This is a genomic window from Methylosinus sp. sav-2, from assembly GCF_004366495.1.
Taxonomy (GTDB): domain Bacteria; phylum Pseudomonadota; class Alphaproteobacteria; order Rhizobiales; family Beijerinckiaceae; genus Methylosinus.
In genome coordinates this window covers 48,743-64,980 of record NZ_SOEJ01000008.1, presented here as the reverse complement: position 1 = coordinate 64,980, position 16,238 = coordinate 48,743, and the positions used below count along the sequence as shown (strand labels likewise).

General features: G+C 65.1%; 21 protein-coding genes. 9 read left to right on the top strand and 12 right to left on the bottom strand.

Annotated features, from left to right (window positions below; genetic code table 11):
* Nucleotides 1-64: 64 nt before the first annotated feature.
* The 4 genes from EDE12_RS14225 to EDE12_RS14210 form a co-directional block, all read right to left on the bottom strand.
* Nucleotides 65-1,057, bottom strand: a complete 993-nt coding sequence (locus EDE12_RS14225; RefSeq protein WP_026598143.1) for an NAD(P)H-dependent glycerol-3-phosphate dehydrogenase — start codon at nt 1,055-1,057, stop codon at nt 65-67.
* On the bottom strand, nt 1,054-1,596 hold the full coding sequence (locus tag EDE12_RS14220; protein WP_026598142.1) for a phospholipase D-like domain-containing protein: 543 nt from the start codon (nt 1,594-1,596) through the stop codon (nt 1,054-1,056). The genes EDE12_RS14225 and EDE12_RS14220 overlap by 4 nt, the downstream gene beginning before the upstream one ends.
* Before the next feature lie 30 nt (nt 1,597-1,626).
* The gene (gene tsaD, locus EDE12_RS14215) at nt 1,627-2,688 is read right to left on the bottom strand and encodes a tRNA (adenosine(37)-N6)-threonylcarbamoyltransferase complex transferase subunit TsaD (protein WP_026598141.1); all 1,062 of its coding nucleotides are present in this window, start codon (nt 2,686-2,688) and stop codon (nt 1,627-1,629) included.
* A 100-nt stretch (nt 2,689-2,788) separates the two neighbouring features.
* Entirely contained in the window at nt 2,789-2,998 is a 210-nt protein-coding gene (locus tag EDE12_RS14210) for a DUF1192 domain-containing protein (protein ID WP_026598140.1), read from the bottom strand.
* A gap of 284 nt (nt 2,999-3,282) precedes the next feature.
* Here EDE12_RS14210 and ppdK point away from each other — a divergent pair, with 284 nt between their 5' ends.
* On the top strand, nt 3,283-5,964 hold the full coding sequence (gene ppdK / locus EDE12_RS14205) for a pyruvate, phosphate dikinase (protein ID WP_026598139.1): 2,682 nt from the start codon (nt 3,283-3,285) through the stop codon (nt 5,962-5,964).
* A 70-nt stretch (nt 5,965-6,034) separates the two neighbouring features.
* Here ppdK and EDE12_RS14200 read toward each other — a convergent pair whose 3' ends face one another.
* The gene (locus EDE12_RS14200) at nt 6,035-6,484 is read right to left on the bottom strand and encodes a hypothetical protein (protein WP_134188131.1); all 450 of its coding nucleotides are present in this window, start codon (nt 6,482-6,484) and stop codon (nt 6,035-6,037) included.
* Nucleotides 6,485-6,701: 217 nt separating this feature from the next.
* On the opposite strand from EDE12_RS14200, the gene EDE12_RS14195 reads away from it, so the two are divergent.
* Both EDE12_RS14195 and EDE12_RS14190 read left to right on the top strand, forming a co-directional pair.
* On the top strand, nt 6,702-7,121 hold the full coding sequence (locus tag EDE12_RS14195) for a secondary thiamine-phosphate synthase enzyme YjbQ (protein WP_026598137.1): 420 nt from the start codon (nt 6,702-6,704) through the stop codon (nt 7,119-7,121).
* 168 nt (nt 7,122-7,289) lie between these two features.
* Complete coding sequence (locus EDE12_RS14190; RefSeq protein WP_036290499.1) at nt 7,290-8,345, top strand: cell wall hydrolase; 1,056 nt, start codon at nt 7,290-7,292, stop codon at nt 8,343-8,345.
* Nucleotides 8,346-8,387: 42 nt separating this feature from the next.
* Here EDE12_RS14190 and EDE12_RS14185 read toward each other — a convergent pair whose 3' ends face one another.
* Nucleotides 8,388-9,047, bottom strand: coding sequence for a TetR/AcrR family transcriptional regulator (locus tag EDE12_RS14185; protein WP_024879407.1), 660 nt, complete (start codon nt 9,045-9,047; stop codon nt 8,388-8,390).
* Between the two features lie 50 nt (nt 9,048-9,097).
* On the opposite strand from EDE12_RS14185, the gene EDE12_RS14180 reads away from it, so the two are divergent.
* Both EDE12_RS14180 and EDE12_RS14175 read left to right on the top strand, forming a co-directional pair.
* A complete protein-coding gene (locus tag EDE12_RS14180; RefSeq protein ID WP_026598135.1) occupies nt 9,098-9,328 on the top strand; it encodes a DUF4287 domain-containing protein in 231 nt (76 codons plus the stop codon).
* Between the two features lie 53 nt (nt 9,329-9,381).
* Nucleotides 9,382-9,786: a DoxX family protein gene (locus EDE12_RS14175; protein WP_024879405.1), complete on the top strand. Its 405-nt coding sequence runs from the start codon at nt 9,382-9,384 to the stop codon at nt 9,784-9,786.
* Nucleotides 9,787-9,831: 45 nt separating this feature from the next.
* Here the strand turns inward: EDE12_RS14175 and EDE12_RS14170 are convergent, their stop codons facing one another.
* The 4 genes from EDE12_RS14170 to EDE12_RS14155 all read right to left on the bottom strand — a co-directional run bounded on the left by EDE12_RS14170 (nt 9,832) and on the right by EDE12_RS14155 (nt 11,619).
* Nucleotides 9,832-10,353: a GNAT family N-acetyltransferase gene (locus tag EDE12_RS14170; protein ID WP_026598134.1), complete on the bottom strand. Its 522-nt coding sequence runs from the start codon at nt 10,351-10,353 to the stop codon at nt 9,832-9,834.
* Nucleotides 10,350-10,799: a DUF1778 domain-containing protein gene (locus tag EDE12_RS22245; protein WP_245511934.1), complete on the bottom strand. Its 450-nt coding sequence runs from the start codon at nt 10,797-10,799 to the stop codon at nt 10,350-10,352. Before EDE12_RS22245 ends, EDE12_RS14170 begins: the two co-directional genes overlap by 4 nt.
* 33 nt (nt 10,800-10,832) lie before the next feature.
* Nucleotides 10,833-11,198, bottom strand: coding sequence for a tRNA-binding protein (locus EDE12_RS14160; protein ID WP_024879402.1), 366 nt, complete (start codon nt 11,196-11,198; stop codon nt 10,833-10,835).
* 115 nt (nt 11,199-11,313) lie between these two features.
* Complete coding sequence (locus EDE12_RS14155) at nt 11,314-11,619, bottom strand: hypothetical protein (RefSeq protein WP_024879401.1); 306 nt, start codon at nt 11,617-11,619, stop codon at nt 11,314-11,316.
* 363 nt (nt 11,620-11,982) lie between these two features.
* Here EDE12_RS14155 and EDE12_RS14150 point away from each other — a divergent pair, with 363 nt between their 5' ends.
* The 4 genes from EDE12_RS14150 to EDE12_RS14135 all read left to right on the top strand — a co-directional run bounded on the left by EDE12_RS14150 (nt 11,983) and on the right by EDE12_RS14135 (nt 15,502).
* Nucleotides 11,983-12,522, top strand: a complete 540-nt coding sequence (locus tag EDE12_RS14150) for a histidine phosphatase family protein (protein ID WP_348630681.1) — start codon at nt 11,983-11,985, stop codon at nt 12,520-12,522.
* 57 nt (nt 12,523-12,579) lie between these two features.
* A complete protein-coding gene (locus tag EDE12_RS14145) occupies nt 12,580-13,125 on the top strand; it encodes a hypothetical protein (protein ID WP_026598131.1) in 546 nt (181 codons plus the stop codon).
* Nucleotides 13,126-13,272: 147 nt separating this feature from the next.
* Nucleotides 13,273-14,766 (top strand): YcjX family protein, encoded by a 1,494-nt coding sequence (locus tag EDE12_RS14140; RefSeq protein ID WP_026598130.1) that lies wholly within the window; start codon nt 13,273-13,275, stop codon nt 14,764-14,766.
* A 34-nt stretch (nt 14,767-14,800) separates the two neighbouring features.
* The gene (locus tag EDE12_RS14135) at nt 14,801-15,502 is read left to right on the top strand and encodes a hypothetical protein (protein WP_026598129.1); all 702 of its coding nucleotides are present in this window, start codon (nt 14,801-14,803) and stop codon (nt 15,500-15,502) included.
* 31 nt (nt 15,503-15,533) lie between these two features.
* On the opposite strand, the gene EDE12_RS14130 is transcribed toward EDE12_RS14135, so the two are convergent.
* Nucleotides 15,534-15,905 (bottom strand): type II toxin-antitoxin system death-on-curing family toxin, encoded by a 372-nt coding sequence (locus EDE12_RS14130; protein WP_026598128.1) that lies wholly within the window; start codon nt 15,903-15,905, stop codon nt 15,534-15,536.
* Nucleotides 15,902-16,129 carry a hypothetical protein gene (locus EDE12_RS14125; protein ID WP_026598127.1) on the bottom strand — a complete coding sequence of 76 codons (228 nt, stop codon included), beginning with the start codon at nt 16,127-16,129 and terminating at the stop codon, nt 15,902-15,904. Before EDE12_RS14125 ends, EDE12_RS14130 begins: the two co-directional genes overlap by 4 nt.
* Nucleotides 16,130-16,238: the final 109 nt, after the last annotated feature.

Sequence of the window (16,238 nt, the reverse complement as noted above, 5' to 3'; positions counted from 1 at the left end):
GACGCAGACTTCGGCCTCGCATTGCTTCAGCCCGAGAGAATCTCACAGAGCCGTCAACGAAAGCTCAAGCCTCGGCCCTCAGCGGCCGCATCAGCAGCGCCTCTATCGCCTGATCGACTCCGATCGCGCCCGACAGGATCGCATCCACAGCCTCGGCGATCGGCATTTCGACGCCGCGCTCCTTGGCCATGGCGACGAGGGCCGAGGCGGTGAAGGCGCCCTCGGCGAGCTTGCCATGGGCGGCCTCGAGCGGCGCCTCGCCGCGCCCCAGCGCCGCGCCCAGGGCGAAATTGCGCGACTGCGCCGAGCCGCAGGTGAGCACCAGATCGCCGAGGCCGGAGAGGCCCATCAAAGTCTCCTGATTGACGCCATAGGCGCGGCCGAGGCGGGTCAGCTCGGCGAAGCCACGCGCGATCAGCGCGGCGCCGGCGCTGGCGCCGAGCGCCCTGCCCGCCGCCATGCCGCTGGCGATGGCGAGAACATTCTTCGCCGCGCCGCCGATCTCGACGCCGAGCACATCGGTGGAGCGATAGAGGCGGAAGGCGCGCGTCGACAATGTTTCGCACAGGCGCTTGGCCAGAGCCTCGTCGCGCGCGGCGAGCGTCACCGCCGTCGGCAGGCCGCGGCAGACATCGGCGGCGAAGCTCGGGCCGGAGAGAATGGCGATCTGCGCCTGCGGCAATTCCTGCGCCGCCACCTCGCTCATGAAACGTCGCGTGCCGCGCTCTATGCCCTTGGAGCAGATGACGAAAGCCGTTCCCGGCGCGAGAATGTCGCGAAAGCGCCGCGCCACTTCGCGCATCGCCTGCGCCGGAACGACGGCGAGCACGACCCCTGCCCCCGCCACGGCCGAAAGATCGGCGTGCGGCGCGACGCCCGCCGCCAGCGGCAGGCCCGGCAGATAGGCGCGGTTCTCGCGGTCGCGCGCGAGAGCGGCGGTATGCGCGGGGTCATGGCCCCAGAGCACGACGCCCGTGCGTCCGGTCGCGGCCACATTGGCGAGCGCCGTGCCCCAGGCGCCTGCGCCCAGCACGGCGATCTTCTCCTCGCTCGTCATCTCGTCCCGATCTTCTGATTGTCCGAACGCGCCCATAGCCGCTCGAAAGTCTCCTCGAATTGCTCGACCGCGGCCGGGCTCTCGATCAATATGAGGTCATTGTCCTGGAATTCGGCGCCCGAGACCGAAAAATTGGCCGAGCCGCTACGCAGCGCCCGACCATCCACCTGATAGGATTTCAAATGCATCAGATCGCGCGAGCGGCCCTTGCGCTTGATCTGCATGTTGCGCGCCGCGGCTATGGCCTCTATGGCCGGGCTGAGGCCGCGCTCCTCCCCATCGAGATAGATGCGCACGCGCACGCCGCGCATGGCGGCGCCGCCCAGCGCCGAGATCACCGCGCGATCGGTGAGGACATAGGCGGCCATGTCGATGGATTTTTTGGCGCCGCCGATGAGGCGCAGATCGAGATCCTCGAAGCCGGGGCGCGGTCCGTAGAAAACGCGCACGCCGACGGCGAGCGGCTCCTGCGACAGCAGGCCGCCGGGCTGCGGCGGAACCGAGAAGGTCGCCGCCGCGGCCAGCAAGAGCCGCTTCATCTCATCCGCCCCGCCGAAGGCATCGTCCGCTCACGCTTTGCCGTGATGGAGCGCGCCGGCGTTGGCGTCGAGCGGCCAGCGCGGGCGGGCGGCGAAGGTGAGATCATCCGTCATGCCGCGCGCAAAACGCTCGAGCCCGGCCCAGGCCACCACCGCGCCATTGTCGGAGCAGAGGCCCGGCGGCGGCGAGACGAAGCGCAGCCCCGTCTCGGCGCACAGACGCGTGAGCGCGCGGCGGATCGCGCCATTGGCGCCGACGCCGCCGCCAATGACGAGGCCATTGGGCTGGCCGCCGCTCTGCGTAAAGATGCGCAGGCCGGAACGGACGCGATCGACCAGCACATCGACGATCGCCGCCTGAAAGGAGGCCGCGAGATCGGCGACGTCGCGCTCGGTTGGCGTTCCGATCCGGGCGATCTCCTGGCGCACCGCGGTCTTGAGGCCGGAGAGCGAGAAATCCGCCCCCTCACGGCCGAACATGGGACGCGGAAAATCGAAACGGGCGGGATCGCCCTCTTCCGCCAAGCGCTCGATATGCGGGCCGCCGGGATAGGGAAGGCCGAGCATTTTGGCGACCTTGTCGAAGGCCTCGCCGGCTGCGTCATCGACCGTCGAGCCGAGCCGCTTATAATCGCCGACGCCCATTACGGCGACGAGCTGCGTATGCCCGCCCGAGACCAGCAGAGCGAGATAGGGAAAGTCCAGCCGCTCGGTCAGGCGGCCGGTGAGCGCATGGGCCTCGAGGTGATTGACGGCGATGAAGGGCTTGTCGGCGGCCAGCGCCAGCGCCTTGGCCGCGGTGAGACCGACGAGAATTCCGCCGATGAGCCCCGGCCCGGCCGAGGCCGCTATGGCGTCGACGCCGGCGATATCGGTTCCCGCCGTGTCGAGCGCGCGGACGATCAGCCGTTCCAGCACATCGATATGGGCGCGCGCCGCGATCTCCGGCACCACGCCGCCATAGGCCGCATGCTGGGCGATCTGGCTCATCACCTCATTGGAGAGAATGTCGCCGCCATCGCCGCCGATGCGCGAGGCCACGACGGCGACCGCCGTCTCGTCACAGGTGGTTTCAATGCCGAGAACGCGCATGGACGGGTCCTTGAGCGCCGACGGACGAATCGCCCTGCCGGCGGGAGCGAAAACTGGCGCCAACCTATAGGCGCGCGGCCCGGCAAAGCAAATCGTCGATCTATTTCTTGAAAAACGCGTCGGCGGCGGCGAGCGAGGCCGCCTTGGCGGCGCGCGCCTGCTCGAGCCGCGCGATCTCGGCGCGCAGCAGCGCGATGCGCTCGTCGAATTCGGCGACCGAGAGCGCGTCCAACGGCTGGCCGATCTCATGCGAGACGGTCTTGCCGCCGCCCGCTCCGGCGCGCGGACGCTCATCCTGGTCGTCGATCATGGCGTGGTTCCCGAAGCTTTCCTCGCGGAATTGCATTAGACCAGAAAAGCGCGCCGCTCGCCATGCATCGGGACGCGCGTCCCTTTTCTGCGCAGGCGAGGCCGCTGTTCACGGAATATTCGTCTCGGCCGACCTATTTTGTGACAAGGACCGGCCATTCGCCGGCCAATCCCGACGCCGCCGGTTGCGAGCGTGAGCTCGAATATGCGAAACCTTCGTGGAAAGCTCTCGGCGGTCCGGTTCTTGTATGTTGCGCCGCAGCGTGGCGCCCGGAAAATGATGCTATGACCAAATGGGTCTATAATTTCGGCGGCGGCGCGGCCGAAGGCGCGGCCGCGATGAAGAACCTGCTCGGCGGCAAGGGAGCCAATCTCGCCGAAATGGCCGGGCTCGGCCTGCCGGTTCCCCCGGGCTTCACCATAACCACCGAGGTTTGCTCGCATTTCTATGCGAATGGCAAGACCTATCCGGCCGAGCTCGGCGCTCAGATCGACGCGGCGCTGGAGCGTCTCGGCAAGCTCGCCGGCCATAGTTTCGGCGAGTCGAAATGGCCGCTGCTGGTCTCGGTGCGCTCCGGCGCCCGCGCCTCAATGCCCGGCATGATGGATACGGTGCTGAACCTCGGCCTCAACGACAAAACCGTCGGAGCGCTGGCGGTGATCGCCGGCAATGAGCGTTTCGCCTATGATTCCTACCGTCGCTTCATCGAAATGTACGCGACAGTGGTGCTCGGCCTCGAGCATCACGAGTTCGAGGACGCGCTCGAGCATTATAAGGAGAAGAAGAGCCTCTCGCTCGACACGGATCTCTCGGCCGATGATTGGCGCTTTGTCGTCGACACATTCAAGACGATTGTCGAGAAAGCGACTGCCCGCCCCTTTCCACAGGAGCCGCGCGAGCAATTATGGGGCGCGATCAGCGCCGTTTTCTCCTCCTGGATGAATCATCGCGCCGTCATCTACCGGCAGCTGCACAATATTCCCGAGGATTGGGGCACGGCCGTCAATGTGCAGGCCATGGTCTTCGGCAATATGGACGATAATTCCGCGACCGGCGTCGCCTTCACCCGCAACCCCTCGACCGGCGTCCGCGAGCTCTATGGCGAGTTCCTCATCAACGCCCAGGGCGAGGATGTCGTCGCCGGCATTCGCACGCCGCAATCGATCACCGAGGCCGCGCGCCGCGCCGGCGGCTCCAGCCGCCCCTCCATGGAGGCGGCGCTGCCGGATGTGTTCGAGGAGTTCCGCCACGTCTCGGCGCTGCTCGAGAAGCATTATCGCGACATGCAGGACATGGAGTTCACCGTCGAGCGCGGGAAGCTCTGGATGCTGCAGACGCGCACCGGCAAGCGCACCGCGCCGGCCGCGCTGAAGATCGCCGTGGACATGGCCAATGAGGGGCTCATCACGCGCGACGAGGCGATATTGCGCATCGATCCTCTGTCGCTCGACCAATTGCTGCATCCGACCATCGACCCGGATGTGAAGCCGACGATTTTGGCCAGCGGTCTGCCCGCCTCCCCCGGCGCCGCCGTCGGCGAGATCGTCTTCGACGCCGAGGAGGCCGAGGAACTCTCCGCGCAGGGCCGCAAGATCATTCTGGTGCGCGTCGAGACGAGCCCGGAGGACATTGGCGGGATGCACGCCGCCGAGGGCATTTTGACGACGCGCGGCGGCATGACCTCGCACGCCGCCGTGGTGGCGCGCGGCATGGGCAAGCCCTGCGTCTCCGGCGTCGGCGCGATCCGCGTCAATTACGAGGATCAGAGCTTTTCGGTCGCCGGGCGGCGTTTTTCCAAGGGCGATCTCGTCACCATCGACGGCTCGGCCGGGCGCGTCATCGCCGGCGCGGTGAAGATGCGCCAGCCCGAGCTCACCGGCGAATTCGCCGTGCTGATGTCCTGGGCCGACCAGGCCCGCCGCATGCGCGTGCGCGCCAACGCCGAGACACCGGCGGATGCGCGCGCGGCGCGGCGCTTCGGCGCCGAGGGCGTCGGCCTGGCCCGCACCGAGCATATGTTCTTCGAGGACGACCGCATCGTCGCCGTGCGGGAGATGATCCTCGCCGATGATGTCGAGGGCCGCCGCGCCGCGCTCGCCAAGCTGCTGCCGATCCAGCGCGGCGATTTTCAGGAGCTGTTCGAGATCATGGCCGGCCTGCCGGTGACGATCCGCCTGCTGGACCCGCCGCTGCACGAGTTCCTGCCGCATACGGAATCCGAGATCGCCGAGGTGGCGCAGGCCATGGGCGCCGATCCGGCCAAGCTGCGCCAGCGCGCCAAGGAGCTCTCCGAGTTCAACCCGATGCTCGGCTTTCGCGGCGTGCGCCTCGCCATCGCCTTTCCCGAGATCGCCGAGATGCAGGCGCGCGCGATCTTCGAGGCGGCGATCGCCTCCGCCGCGCAGACCGGCGTTCCGGCGATGGTCGAGATCATGGTGCCTCTGGTCTTCTCCAAGGCGGAGCTCGATTTCGTCGCCGAGCGCATAAGGGCGATGGCCAAAGCGGTGGAGGACGAGACCGGCCTCTCGCCCAAATATCACATCGGCACGATGATCGAGCTGCCGCGCGCCTGCCTGCGCGCCGCAGAGATCGCCGAGACGGCGGAGTTCTTCTCCTTCGGCACCAATGACCTCACCCAGACGGCGCTCGGCGTCTCGCGCGACGACGCCGGCTCCTTCCTCGGCGCCTATACGCAAAAGGGCATATTGGCGACAGATCCTTTCGTGACCATCGATCAGCAGGGCGTCGGCGAGCTGGTGCGCATCGCGGCCGAGCGCGCCCGCGCCATCCGCCCTTCGATCAAGCTCGGCATTTGCGGCGAGCATGGCGGCGATCCGGCCTCCATCTCCTTCTTCGAGAGCGTCGGCCTCGATTACGTGTCCTGCTCGCCCTATCGCGTGCCGATCGCGCGGCTCGCCGCGGCGCAGGCGGCGCTGGGCAAAGAGGCCGCAGCCGGGACGATGTGAGCTGCGTCGACGATTTTCAAGCGCGCGAGTCGAACGGGGAGCGCAGCCCCGTTCGCTCGAAATTCGCCCGTCAAGGCCGCGGAACGGACGAGCCCGCGACCGTCGATCGCGAAGAACGGCGCGCTTCGAGAACGGCAAGCCGTTTTTCGACCCCTCTTATCGCCTTGACGACGCCGCCGAACGTCGCCGCATGTTCGGACGACTGGTTTTCATGGGTGGAAATCGTGTCGATCGCGCGGCGCAACGCCGACACCTCGGTGCGCAACTTCTCGAACGCCGCCGCATCGATCGACGCGGACCCATGCACGTCGCTGCGCTCGTAGCCGACCGAGCCCGTCACCTCATCCTTTGCGAGAGCTTTATCTGCGATTTCCGCTGGGGGCTGCCAAACGAGAGGCTCGGCGCTCGCCGCCGCCCCGAGCGCGATAGGCTTTCGAGATTGCGGCGCGCCGACTCCTTGTTGCAACCCGAGGACGCCCCAAACGGCCACAAGGCCAAGCGTGGTGAAGAATCGCCACATAGGTCCCTCCTAGGAAAGTAAACATTGTAAAAACTCAATGAACGCAGGCTCGCGCGCGTTGATTAACGGTCCCCTAATAATTTGACGATCCAGTCGCCGCTTCCGATAATCCATAGAACGAATACAGAACCAACGCCGCGCCCGCGTTCCGCCTCCCCTCACCTGCCTGCGCCGCGCCACGCTGGACTTCGCCGCACGCCGCCCGCACATTGCGCCCATGCGTCAATCGCTCCATCACTTTCATGTCGAGACCCGCGGCAAGGGCTTTTACGACATCACCCGCGTCATCTCCGCCTGGGCGCGCGGCGAGGGGCTGACGACCGGCCTGCTGACGCTGTTCTGCCGGCACACATCGGCCTCGCTCACCATTCAGGAAAACGCCGATCCGGCCGTGCTGCGCGATCTCGAACGCGCCTTCGCGGGCCTCGCGCCCGAGGGCGATGGTCTCTATGAGCACGACACCGAAGGCCCGGACGATATGCCCGCTCACATCCGCACGGCGCTGACGCAGACGCAGCTCTCCATTCCATTGTCGCGCGGCGCATTGGTTCTGGGGACATGGCAGGCGATCTATCTCTTCGAGCATCGCCGTGGCGCGCAGACGCGTGAGCTGGTGGCGCATCTTCTCGGCGAATGATCCAAAGCGGGACATGCGAAGAGCGCCGCCTTAACCGACCCGCAAGCCTAATGCGCGATAAGTTTTCCCCGTAAGCTTTTCTGCGTTTGCGTGTGGCGTTTCGGCCACGCTTCGCGAGTCGAGACGGGGCGTCAGCGTATGGGTCGTCGGTCGGGAGTGAGCTGGGCCATGGGCGTCATCGCGCCCTGGTGGCTGGGCGCTGGCCTGTTGGTGTCCTTCACCGCGGCCGCCGGCCAGGACCCTTCGCAAGGCTGGAACATAGCGCCGCATCTGGCGCGCATGCAGACGGCGCGCCTCGCCATCGGCTCGCAGGAGGATATTCACGCGCAGCCGGACGAGCGCGAGCCTCATGACGCGCTGAAGCCCCACGCCGAGGCTTTCCCCGAGGTGGACCGCACCAAGAAGGGCGATCCCGTCATCGCCATGCGCCCCTCCTTCGACACGCGGCGCAATGACGGCGAGACGGTGGAGGTTTCGCTCGGCGCCGATGGCGAAACGACGACCATCTCCCTCGCCGGCCCGGAAGCGTCCGACCTCCCCGCCGATTCCGGCGGCGCGCCGACGACGCAGCGCGGCAATGGCCAGGCCTCGCCCCTGCAGCGCGGCTCGGCGACGACGCAGCGCATCTCCGAGGCGATGCGCGAGCGCGCCGCCCATGGCGCCACGCCGCAGGTCGCGCGCGCCGCGGCGCTCGCCTCCTCCACGCCGGCGCAGCCGGATGCGGTGCCGATCGCCGTCGCCTCCTTCGCCCCCTCGCGCGCGCTGAAGGACATGAAGGCGCCGCCCGATTACGCCTCGCTGATCGACCCGGACAAGCTGGCGCGCGAGAAGCGCTGCCTCGCCGAGGCGGTCTATTTCGAATCGCGCAGCGAGCCGGAGACGGGTCAGGCGGCGGTGGCGCAAGTGGTGCTGAACCGCGTGTCCTCGGGACTCTATCCGACCAGCGTCTGCGGCGTCGTCTATCAGAACCGCAGCCATTACAAGGCCTGCCAATTCTCCTTCGCCTGCGAAGGCCGCAAGCTGCGCGTCACCGAGCCCGATTCCTGGGCTACGGCGCAGCGCGTCGCCGACGAGGTGATGAACGGCCACACCTATATTTCGGATGTGGGCCGCTCGACGCATTACCATGCGAATTACGTGAAGCCGCGCTGGGCCAAGCAGCTGAAGAAGATGGATAAGATCGGCAATCATATCTTCTATCGGCTGCGGCCGGGGCAGACGTGAGACAAAGAAAGGCGCCGAGCTCGAAATAGGCGGCCTCGCAATTCAATCCCGCGAGGACGCCCATTCTCGTCCCGCCGCGTCATCCACCAGCGCGCGCACCAGCGTTTCGGACAGCCATTGCTGATACCGATCCGGCGTCCAGCCGCCCTCATGCACGAGCATTCGATAGATCTCGCGACTGGTGTACATCCAGAGAATGCGCCGCGCCTCGTCCAATCGGAGCCCCTCCCGCTGCTTCGCTTTCGCGAAGAGGTGATCGACGCGCTTTTCCTGCATCTCGAATCGGGTCGTCTCGAATTCTTGCTCCATCTTGCGAAGCGCGGGTGAAAAAGCCGAAACGCCGCGAAAGAGACCGAGCTCGGCGCTTTCGCTCTCGTAAATGGCGCGCGCCACATGCGCCGTCAGCGCGATCAAACTGACAGGGTCGGTCACTCCTTCGAGCAGGGCGAGCGCGTCCTGAAATTTCTGCCCGAAAAGGGACGCGCGCATGAGGGCGCGAAGAATGCCCTCCTTGGATTTGAACAGCGCATAAACGGTCGCCGCGGCGACGCCCGCTGTTTCGGCGATCCGGGCGATCGTCACCCCGTCTATGCCCTGATTCGTGAACAGCTCCTTCGCAGCGTCGAGAACGCGAGTCTTCGTCGCCTCGGCGGATCGGCTCCGAAGCGCTGATGCATATCGCCGCTTGCCACTCGCCGCCATTTTAGATACATCTCACTATATTCAATATGTGTAACTCCAAGAGATCGCCCATGACGTTCCAAGCCTATCTCGACAACATCAAAGCGAAGACGGGCAAGGACGCCGACGACTTCAGGAAGCTCGCCGAGGAGAAGGGCTTCACGCGACGAGGAACGCTCGAGAAAGGCGTCAAGGCCGGCGAGGTCGTCAAGTGGCTCAAAGAGGATTTCGGGCTCGGTCACGGCCACGCCATGGCAATTTACGCTGTGCTCAAGGGCGGGAAACCACAGCTCCCCGAATAGCGGCGCATATCGAAAGCAACGACTCTGCGAGCCTCGAAGGAAGGAAGGCGCATATGACACGATCGGACACGGCCGCGACTGGAAACTGGATGCGATGGACCGGCTATGGCCTCACCGGACTGGTGGGCCTGTTCATGCTGATGGACGTGGCCATGAAGCTCGCGCAGCTTCCCATCGTGTTGGAAACGACGGCGCAGCTCGGCTGGCCGACGGCGACCGTCGTCCCGCTCGGGCTCGTCTTGCTGATAAGCACAGCGTTATACGCGATGCCGAGAACCTCCATTCTCGGGGCCATATTGCTCACCGCATATCTCGGCGGCGCCGTCGCGACACATATGCGTATCGGCAGCCCGCTTTTCAGCCACACGCTGTTCGGCGTCTATGTGGGCATAGCGCTCTGGGGCGCTCTCTATTTGAGGAGCGATCGCCTACGGAGCTTGATCCCCATCAGCCGATAGAGGCAAGAAAATGCGAGCCTGAAGGCTCGCGCTCGCTTCACAGTTTCAAGAACGCCCAGCGAAACTCGCCCGCAGATCCGCCATGCGAATAATCATCGCGCGGCGCGGATCATAGGGCAGCTCGCAAAACCCCCATCGCGCGTAGAAGCTCCGCGCCTTGTCGTCGAGCGGATGCGTGACGAGGCCGGCGCCGCCGATGATCTCGGAAACGCGCAAGGCTGTCTCGAAAGCAAAGAAGAGAAGGTCGGCGGCGTATCCCCTTCCCTGACAAGCTTTGTCCACAGCGAGCGGTCCGAGCAGTAGGACGGGCACGGGGTCGGGGCGATTGCGTTGCTGCGGCTTCGGCAGATAGGCGCGCTCGATCTGCGCCGCGCTCATCGCCACATAGGCGACAATGAGGCCCGTGTCGCCGGCCGTCATCACATTGACGCGCGACACATCATTGAGGTGGTTGATCCACGCGCGGCGGCGAAACCAGTCATTGAGCGACGCTCGCCCGCAATCGAACTGGCTGCGGTCGTCGCTTTCCCGGAGCGGCCGCGGCGGCGACGGCGCCGCGATCGTCATTTTTTCCAAGAGGGCGTTCGGCGCGCCAATGCTGAAAGCGCAGCTATCGGCTCGGCGGGACGTTCGAGCCACGCCTCGAACGCCTCCCAATCTTTCGCGGGTATGGCGACGACGCCACGCTCGAGCACTTCGGCCTCCGCCGCCTCCACGGCTTTGCGACGCATGAATTCGCTCAACGTCGTGCGCGACTGAGCCGCCGCCTCCTCGAGCAGCGCGCGCTCATCGGGCGAGACCCGGACGCTCAGGACGGAGGTTGCGGTGGATTGCTCTTTCATGCGTATGACAATAGCATACAGACTCGAAATTTCAATTCGAGGGGAGCGGGACGACGGTTCCGCCGCGACGATGTCGGAACAAGAACCACCGACGATTCGAGAGCGGATATTCGCCTGGAACGGCTGGCTGGAGACATTCGAGTCTCTGGTGGATCTGTTCGGTTGGTTCAACGTCTTCAAATAAAGCGGCGAGCCGCCGCCCCCTCAATACAACCGCGCTCCATTCGGCACGGCCCGCTCCGGCGCGACCAGCACCACATCGCCATTTTCGTCCGGAAAGCCGAGCGTCAGCACCTCGGACATGAATTTGCCGATCTGCCGCGGCGGGAAATTCACCACCGCCGCCACCTGACGCCCGACCAGCGTCGAAACATCGTAATGCGCCGTGATCTGCGCGCTGGAGCGCTTCACGCCGAGGCCAGGGCCGAAATCGATCTCGAGCTTATAGGCGGGCTTGCGCGCCTCGGGAAAGGCATGGGCGGCGACGATCGTGCCGATGCGAATGTCGACGGCCAAAAAATGCGTGAAATCGATCCGTTCGGCCGCAGGCGCGGCGAGGTCGGAGCTCATGCGTAAAAATCCGTGGCGCGGCTGCGCGCCGCTTTTCGTCGAGAAGCCGCACGAGGCGGCCTCTCGACAAAGAATACTCGCCGCCGGCCCACGCTCGCGGCGGGCCGGCGCCGTCTCAGTGCGCGGCCCAGTCGTCGCGCGTCGGCAGCACGTCACGCTGCGTCTTCATCTCGACCCAGGCGAAGGCTCCGTCCGGATCAGCGACGGCGATGCTGTTCTCGATGATGAGCTTGTCACACAGCATCACGCAGATGGCGTCGATCGGCGCGCTGGTGTCGTTCTCCTCGGTCATGCGATCGATGGAGATCTCGCCCTCTTCCTCGCCCTCGACGAGGTGCATGATGAACACCTCCTCGTGCCCGGCGACGCCATGCGCGTTGACCCTGAAAGTTTCGCCACGATATTGGAATTCGCGGATCATGCGTTCCCTTCCCCCAGTTCCCACGGCGCGAGCGCCGCCAATCGACAAAGTCCGCCGCGCGCAAGAGATTTCCGTCCTCGGGCGCGCGGAACGGCGGCTGGCCGCCATTGGGGAAATTGCTATAGCGCAACCGAGGCGCTTCGAAAACCTCGCGCGCGAGCGGATCAGCGCGGCATTTCGCTCGCGGGACCGGCGGGCGGCGCCACGCATATGGGCGCGCCGCGTCGCGAAACTTTCGCTATGATCGGCAAAGAGTGATTTCCGGCCGGACAGGCTCCGGCGCGCCTGCGGGCGCCTTTTACGAAAAAATGTCGCTCGGGGCGCTTCCGCTCCGGGCCGCCGTCTAGCGATCGGGCCGAAAGAATGATGCGACGTCTCATCCTGCTGCGCCACGCCAAAGCCGACGCCCATTCCGCGGGAGGCGACCGCCAGCGCCCGCTGACGAAGCGCGGCGAGGAGGACGCCCGCTCCGTCGGCCGCTATCTGGCCGAGGCCGGGCTGGCGCCGGATCTCGCCGTCGCCTCCGACGCGCGTCGGGCCAAGCGGACGCTGGATCTGACGCTCGAGGCCTTCCCCAAGGAGGTCGAGCGCCGGCTGGACGACGAATTCTATCTCGCGACGCCCGATCGGCTGCTGGACGCCGTGCGTCAGACGCCGGCCGAAATCTCCACCCTGCTCGCCATCGGGCACAATCCCGGCTTCGCCGAGCTCGCCTCCGCCCTCGCCTCCGACGGCGAGCCCGAGGCGCTCACCCGCATGCGCTCCAAATATCCGACCGCGGCGCTGGCTGTGCTGGATTTCGACGCCGAGGATTGGGCGATGGTCGGCGAAGGCGCCGGCCATCTCGAGCGTTTCGTGACGCCTGGCGATCTGCGCGGCGGCGTCGCCGACGAGCCGGACTGAGGGGTGCGGACGCATTGTTGCATTCGGTCACCTTTGTTCATTGATGTGAGGCCCGATATGGTCGGCTGGCTCGAATGGGTTCAGAAGATCGAGGCAAGGGTGCGCGTGCATTTCATGTACGAGCGCACCGTCTGGTTTACGCCCCGAGACGGGAGTTCCGAACAGGAGTTGCTGATCTCGTCTTGCAAAGGAAAGGAATTCGATTGGAATAAAACGCTGTGCCATTGGCAGTCCGTTCTCGAAACGCGCTCCGAAGAGCAGAAAGCGGAGCTGCTGACGACACTTGCTCTCAACCGGAAGGAGCAAGAAAAAGATTTACGCCCCTATTTGGATGCCGAGTTCGGAGATAAATTTCGTTCGCACAACACGCCTGACGATGGATGTCACTATGTGGTCGTCATAGAAGATGGCGTGATCGGACTCGAGGCGTCGAGTTACTTCAAGGGCGAAACGATACAGGTTTTCGTGCCGGCGATCGATGAGCTGGCCATGTCTGAAAAGCCTCTTTGCATCACGAAAAGTCATTCTTTCGCTAATTCTGAGCTTGCGCGCCTGATGCGATCCATTGGGAGGCCGATCCCTATCGACGAGCCCCCGGCCTGATAGGGCGGAGGCGCGAAGCCCGAGGAAGGGCGGATATCGGGCCGAAGTCGACGACGAGTCCGAGGAACTGCGCTTCGATCGACTACCCAAAGTCTCGGCCAGGAGCTAGATGAGGCTGTCCTCTCCCATCCAGCCGAAGCCGCCACCTTGTCGCAGATTTCCGATCTTCTCTTCGACACCACCGTCGCCGCCGCCAGCCTCAAGGATTTTCTGGCGGGCGGGCGCTTGCGGCTCGGTGTCACCGGCCTGTCGCGCTCCGGCAAGACGGTGTTCATCACCTCGCTGGTGCATCATCTAACGCGCGCTGTCGCCGCGCATGGCCGCAAGAATCAGCTTCCCGTCTTCCGCGTCGCCGCCGAGAATCGCTTGCGCAGCGCCCATCTCGATCCGCAGCCGGACGACGCCGTGCCGCGCTTCTCCTATGAGGAGCATCTTTCCGCGCTGACCGGCGCCGATCGCCATTGGCCGCAATCGACTCGGCGCATCTCCGAGCTGCGCGTCACGCTGGAATATGACCGCAAATCCGCCGGGCTGCTGTCGAGCTTCCGGCCCGGTCCGGCGCGGCTGGACATAGACATCGTCGATTATCCCGGCGAATGGCTGCTCGACCTGCCGCTCCTGGAAAAATCCTATGCGCAATGGTCGCGCGAGACGCTGGAGGCCGCCTCGGCCGCGGCGCGCGCGACCATCGCCGCCGATTGGCGCGGCGCGACGGCGGGCGTCGAGCCGCAGGAGCCCGCCTCCGAGGATGTGGCGCGCAAGCTCGCGGCGCTATTCACCAATTATCTGCGCGCCGCCAAGACGGAGCGCTTCGCCCTCTCCACCTTGCCGCCGGGGCGCTTTCTGATGCCGGGCGAGCTCGAGGGCTCGCCGGCGCTGACCTTCGCGCCGCTGCCGGTGGAGGAAGGCTCGGCGCCTCCGTCCGGGAGCCTCGCGGCGATGATGGAGCGCCGCTACGAGGCCTATAAGACCCATGTGGTGCGGCCCTTCTTCCGCGATCATTTCGCCCGGCTCGATCGGCAGATCGTGCTGGTGGACGCGCTCGCGGCGCTGAACTCCGGCCCCGCCGCCGTGCGCGATCTGGAGACCGCGCTCGCCGATGTGCTGACCGCCTTTCGCACCGGCCGCTCCAATCTGCTCTCGACGATCTTCCGCCCGAAGATCGACCGCATCCTCTTCGCGGCCACCAAGGCCGATCATCTCCACCATACGAGCCATGATCGGCTCGAGGCCGTGCTGCGGCATCTCACCTCGCGCGCGATCGAGCGGGCCGAGGGCGTCGGCGCGACCATAGACGTGATCGCGCTCGCCGCCGTGCGCGCGACGCGCGAGGCCATCGTCAAGCATGACGGGGAATCGCTCGCCGCCATCGTCGGCACGCCGATCGAGGGCGAGCGCATCGGCGACGACGTTTTCGACGGCGTGGCGGAGGGCGCGATCTTCCCCGGCGAATTGCCGGCCGATCCGCGCCATGTCTTCCGCGGCGACGCTCTGGCGCTGGCCGAGGAGGACGCCGATTTCCGCTTTTTGAAGTTCCGCCCGCCGATCGCCTCCCTCGGCCGCGACAAGGAGCCTTTGCCCTTGCCGCATATTCGGCTGGATCGGGCGATGGAGTTTTTGTTCGGGGATAGGGTGGGGTGAGGTAGCCGCGTCTCATTTACAGAAAAATTGGAGCATGACGATGCTTCGCGCGTTCATCATGATTTTTATCGTCTCGATTTTTGTCCGAGAGGTCCGAGCCGAAGAGTTCGGATGCGAACTCGTTTGGCGAGGCTATCCTTTCACCGTCGTTCGAAATGGCGACGGAAACGAGATCGCCTATACAATGTCGAGCGCCAACTCTCGCTGGGAATTGCAGCCTTTCGGCTATCATACGACGGCGGTGATCGAATGCGCGCATTGCGAGGCGGGAGCGGTCATTCGCGCGCACGTCTGGTTGACGGGGATCAAAAAGCGTTTGGATGACCAATCCGTATCGCGAGACATCGTCGACCCTGCCTTTATTCCTTGGTTCTTGACCTCCTACGCGCGCGCGAGACCGATAGGCAAGGCGCATTCGGTGCGCTTCTCGAATTTTGTCGGATGGCGACGCCACTTCGAAGCTTTACAGGAAGACGGACGCAGGAGCCACGACATTGTCGTGGCGCTGGCGAGCGACGATTGTGGTTCGATCTCCATTCGGCTGGAGACTTCGCCATCGGAAGCCGATCGCTCCATCGCCGACGCCGTCGACGAGTTGCTAGAGGCCATCCAGATCACATCGCGCGTAACGACAGCCCGCAGGGAGACGCGAGACTCCTCCTCGCCAGAGATGGATTTCGGGCAATTTCGACAATGGGTTGCTCGGAATGAGGGCGTGGGGTCGACGCAAAGGTGAGGCCGCCGCCCTGACGAGAGTTGACGCGCGATCAAGGAGCCGTGTTCTGCCTAAGCCATTGGTCGATCGCATCGAAACGAAAGGCGCCGGCTTCGTAGAGACGAGACAGAAAAACCCAAGTCTGATCGGCGTCAGCGGTCAGCCGAATGCCATTTATCGCCAGGAACGTGAACATGACGGCAAAGGCGGTGCGCTTATTGCCGTCCACGAAGGCATGATTTTGCGATAGGCTTTCCCACAGCGCCGCCGCCTGAGCGATCAAGTCCGAATAATATCCCGACTGCGGTCGGAACAGCGCCGCCTCGAGCTGCCCGAGGTCGCGAACGCCATGCGCGCCGCCAAATCGCTCTATCTGGTGATAGTGGATCGCCAGCACCTCGACCACGGTCGGAAAATCTGTCACTTGGCCAGCTTCTCATAAAGCGATCCGAAACGCTCGAGACTGGACTCATAGGCGGACATGACATGCGCTCGCGGCCGCGCCTTGTCATGCTTTTCGACATAGGCGCCGAGCGCCTCCTCGACGATCGACTGAAGCTGCCGCCCCTCTTCCTTGGCGATCTTTCGGATCGCCGCCAACATGTCGCGATCCACCTGCGTGGCAAATTTCTCCCGAACGACGGCCATAGCGCTCTCCCTCGAAAGCGAATATCGGCCCGTGTCAAGAAACGTCAAGATAAATCAAGAACTGAAGCCGACACGAAAAAGGCGGGGTCTCCCCCGCCTCTATTCGCTA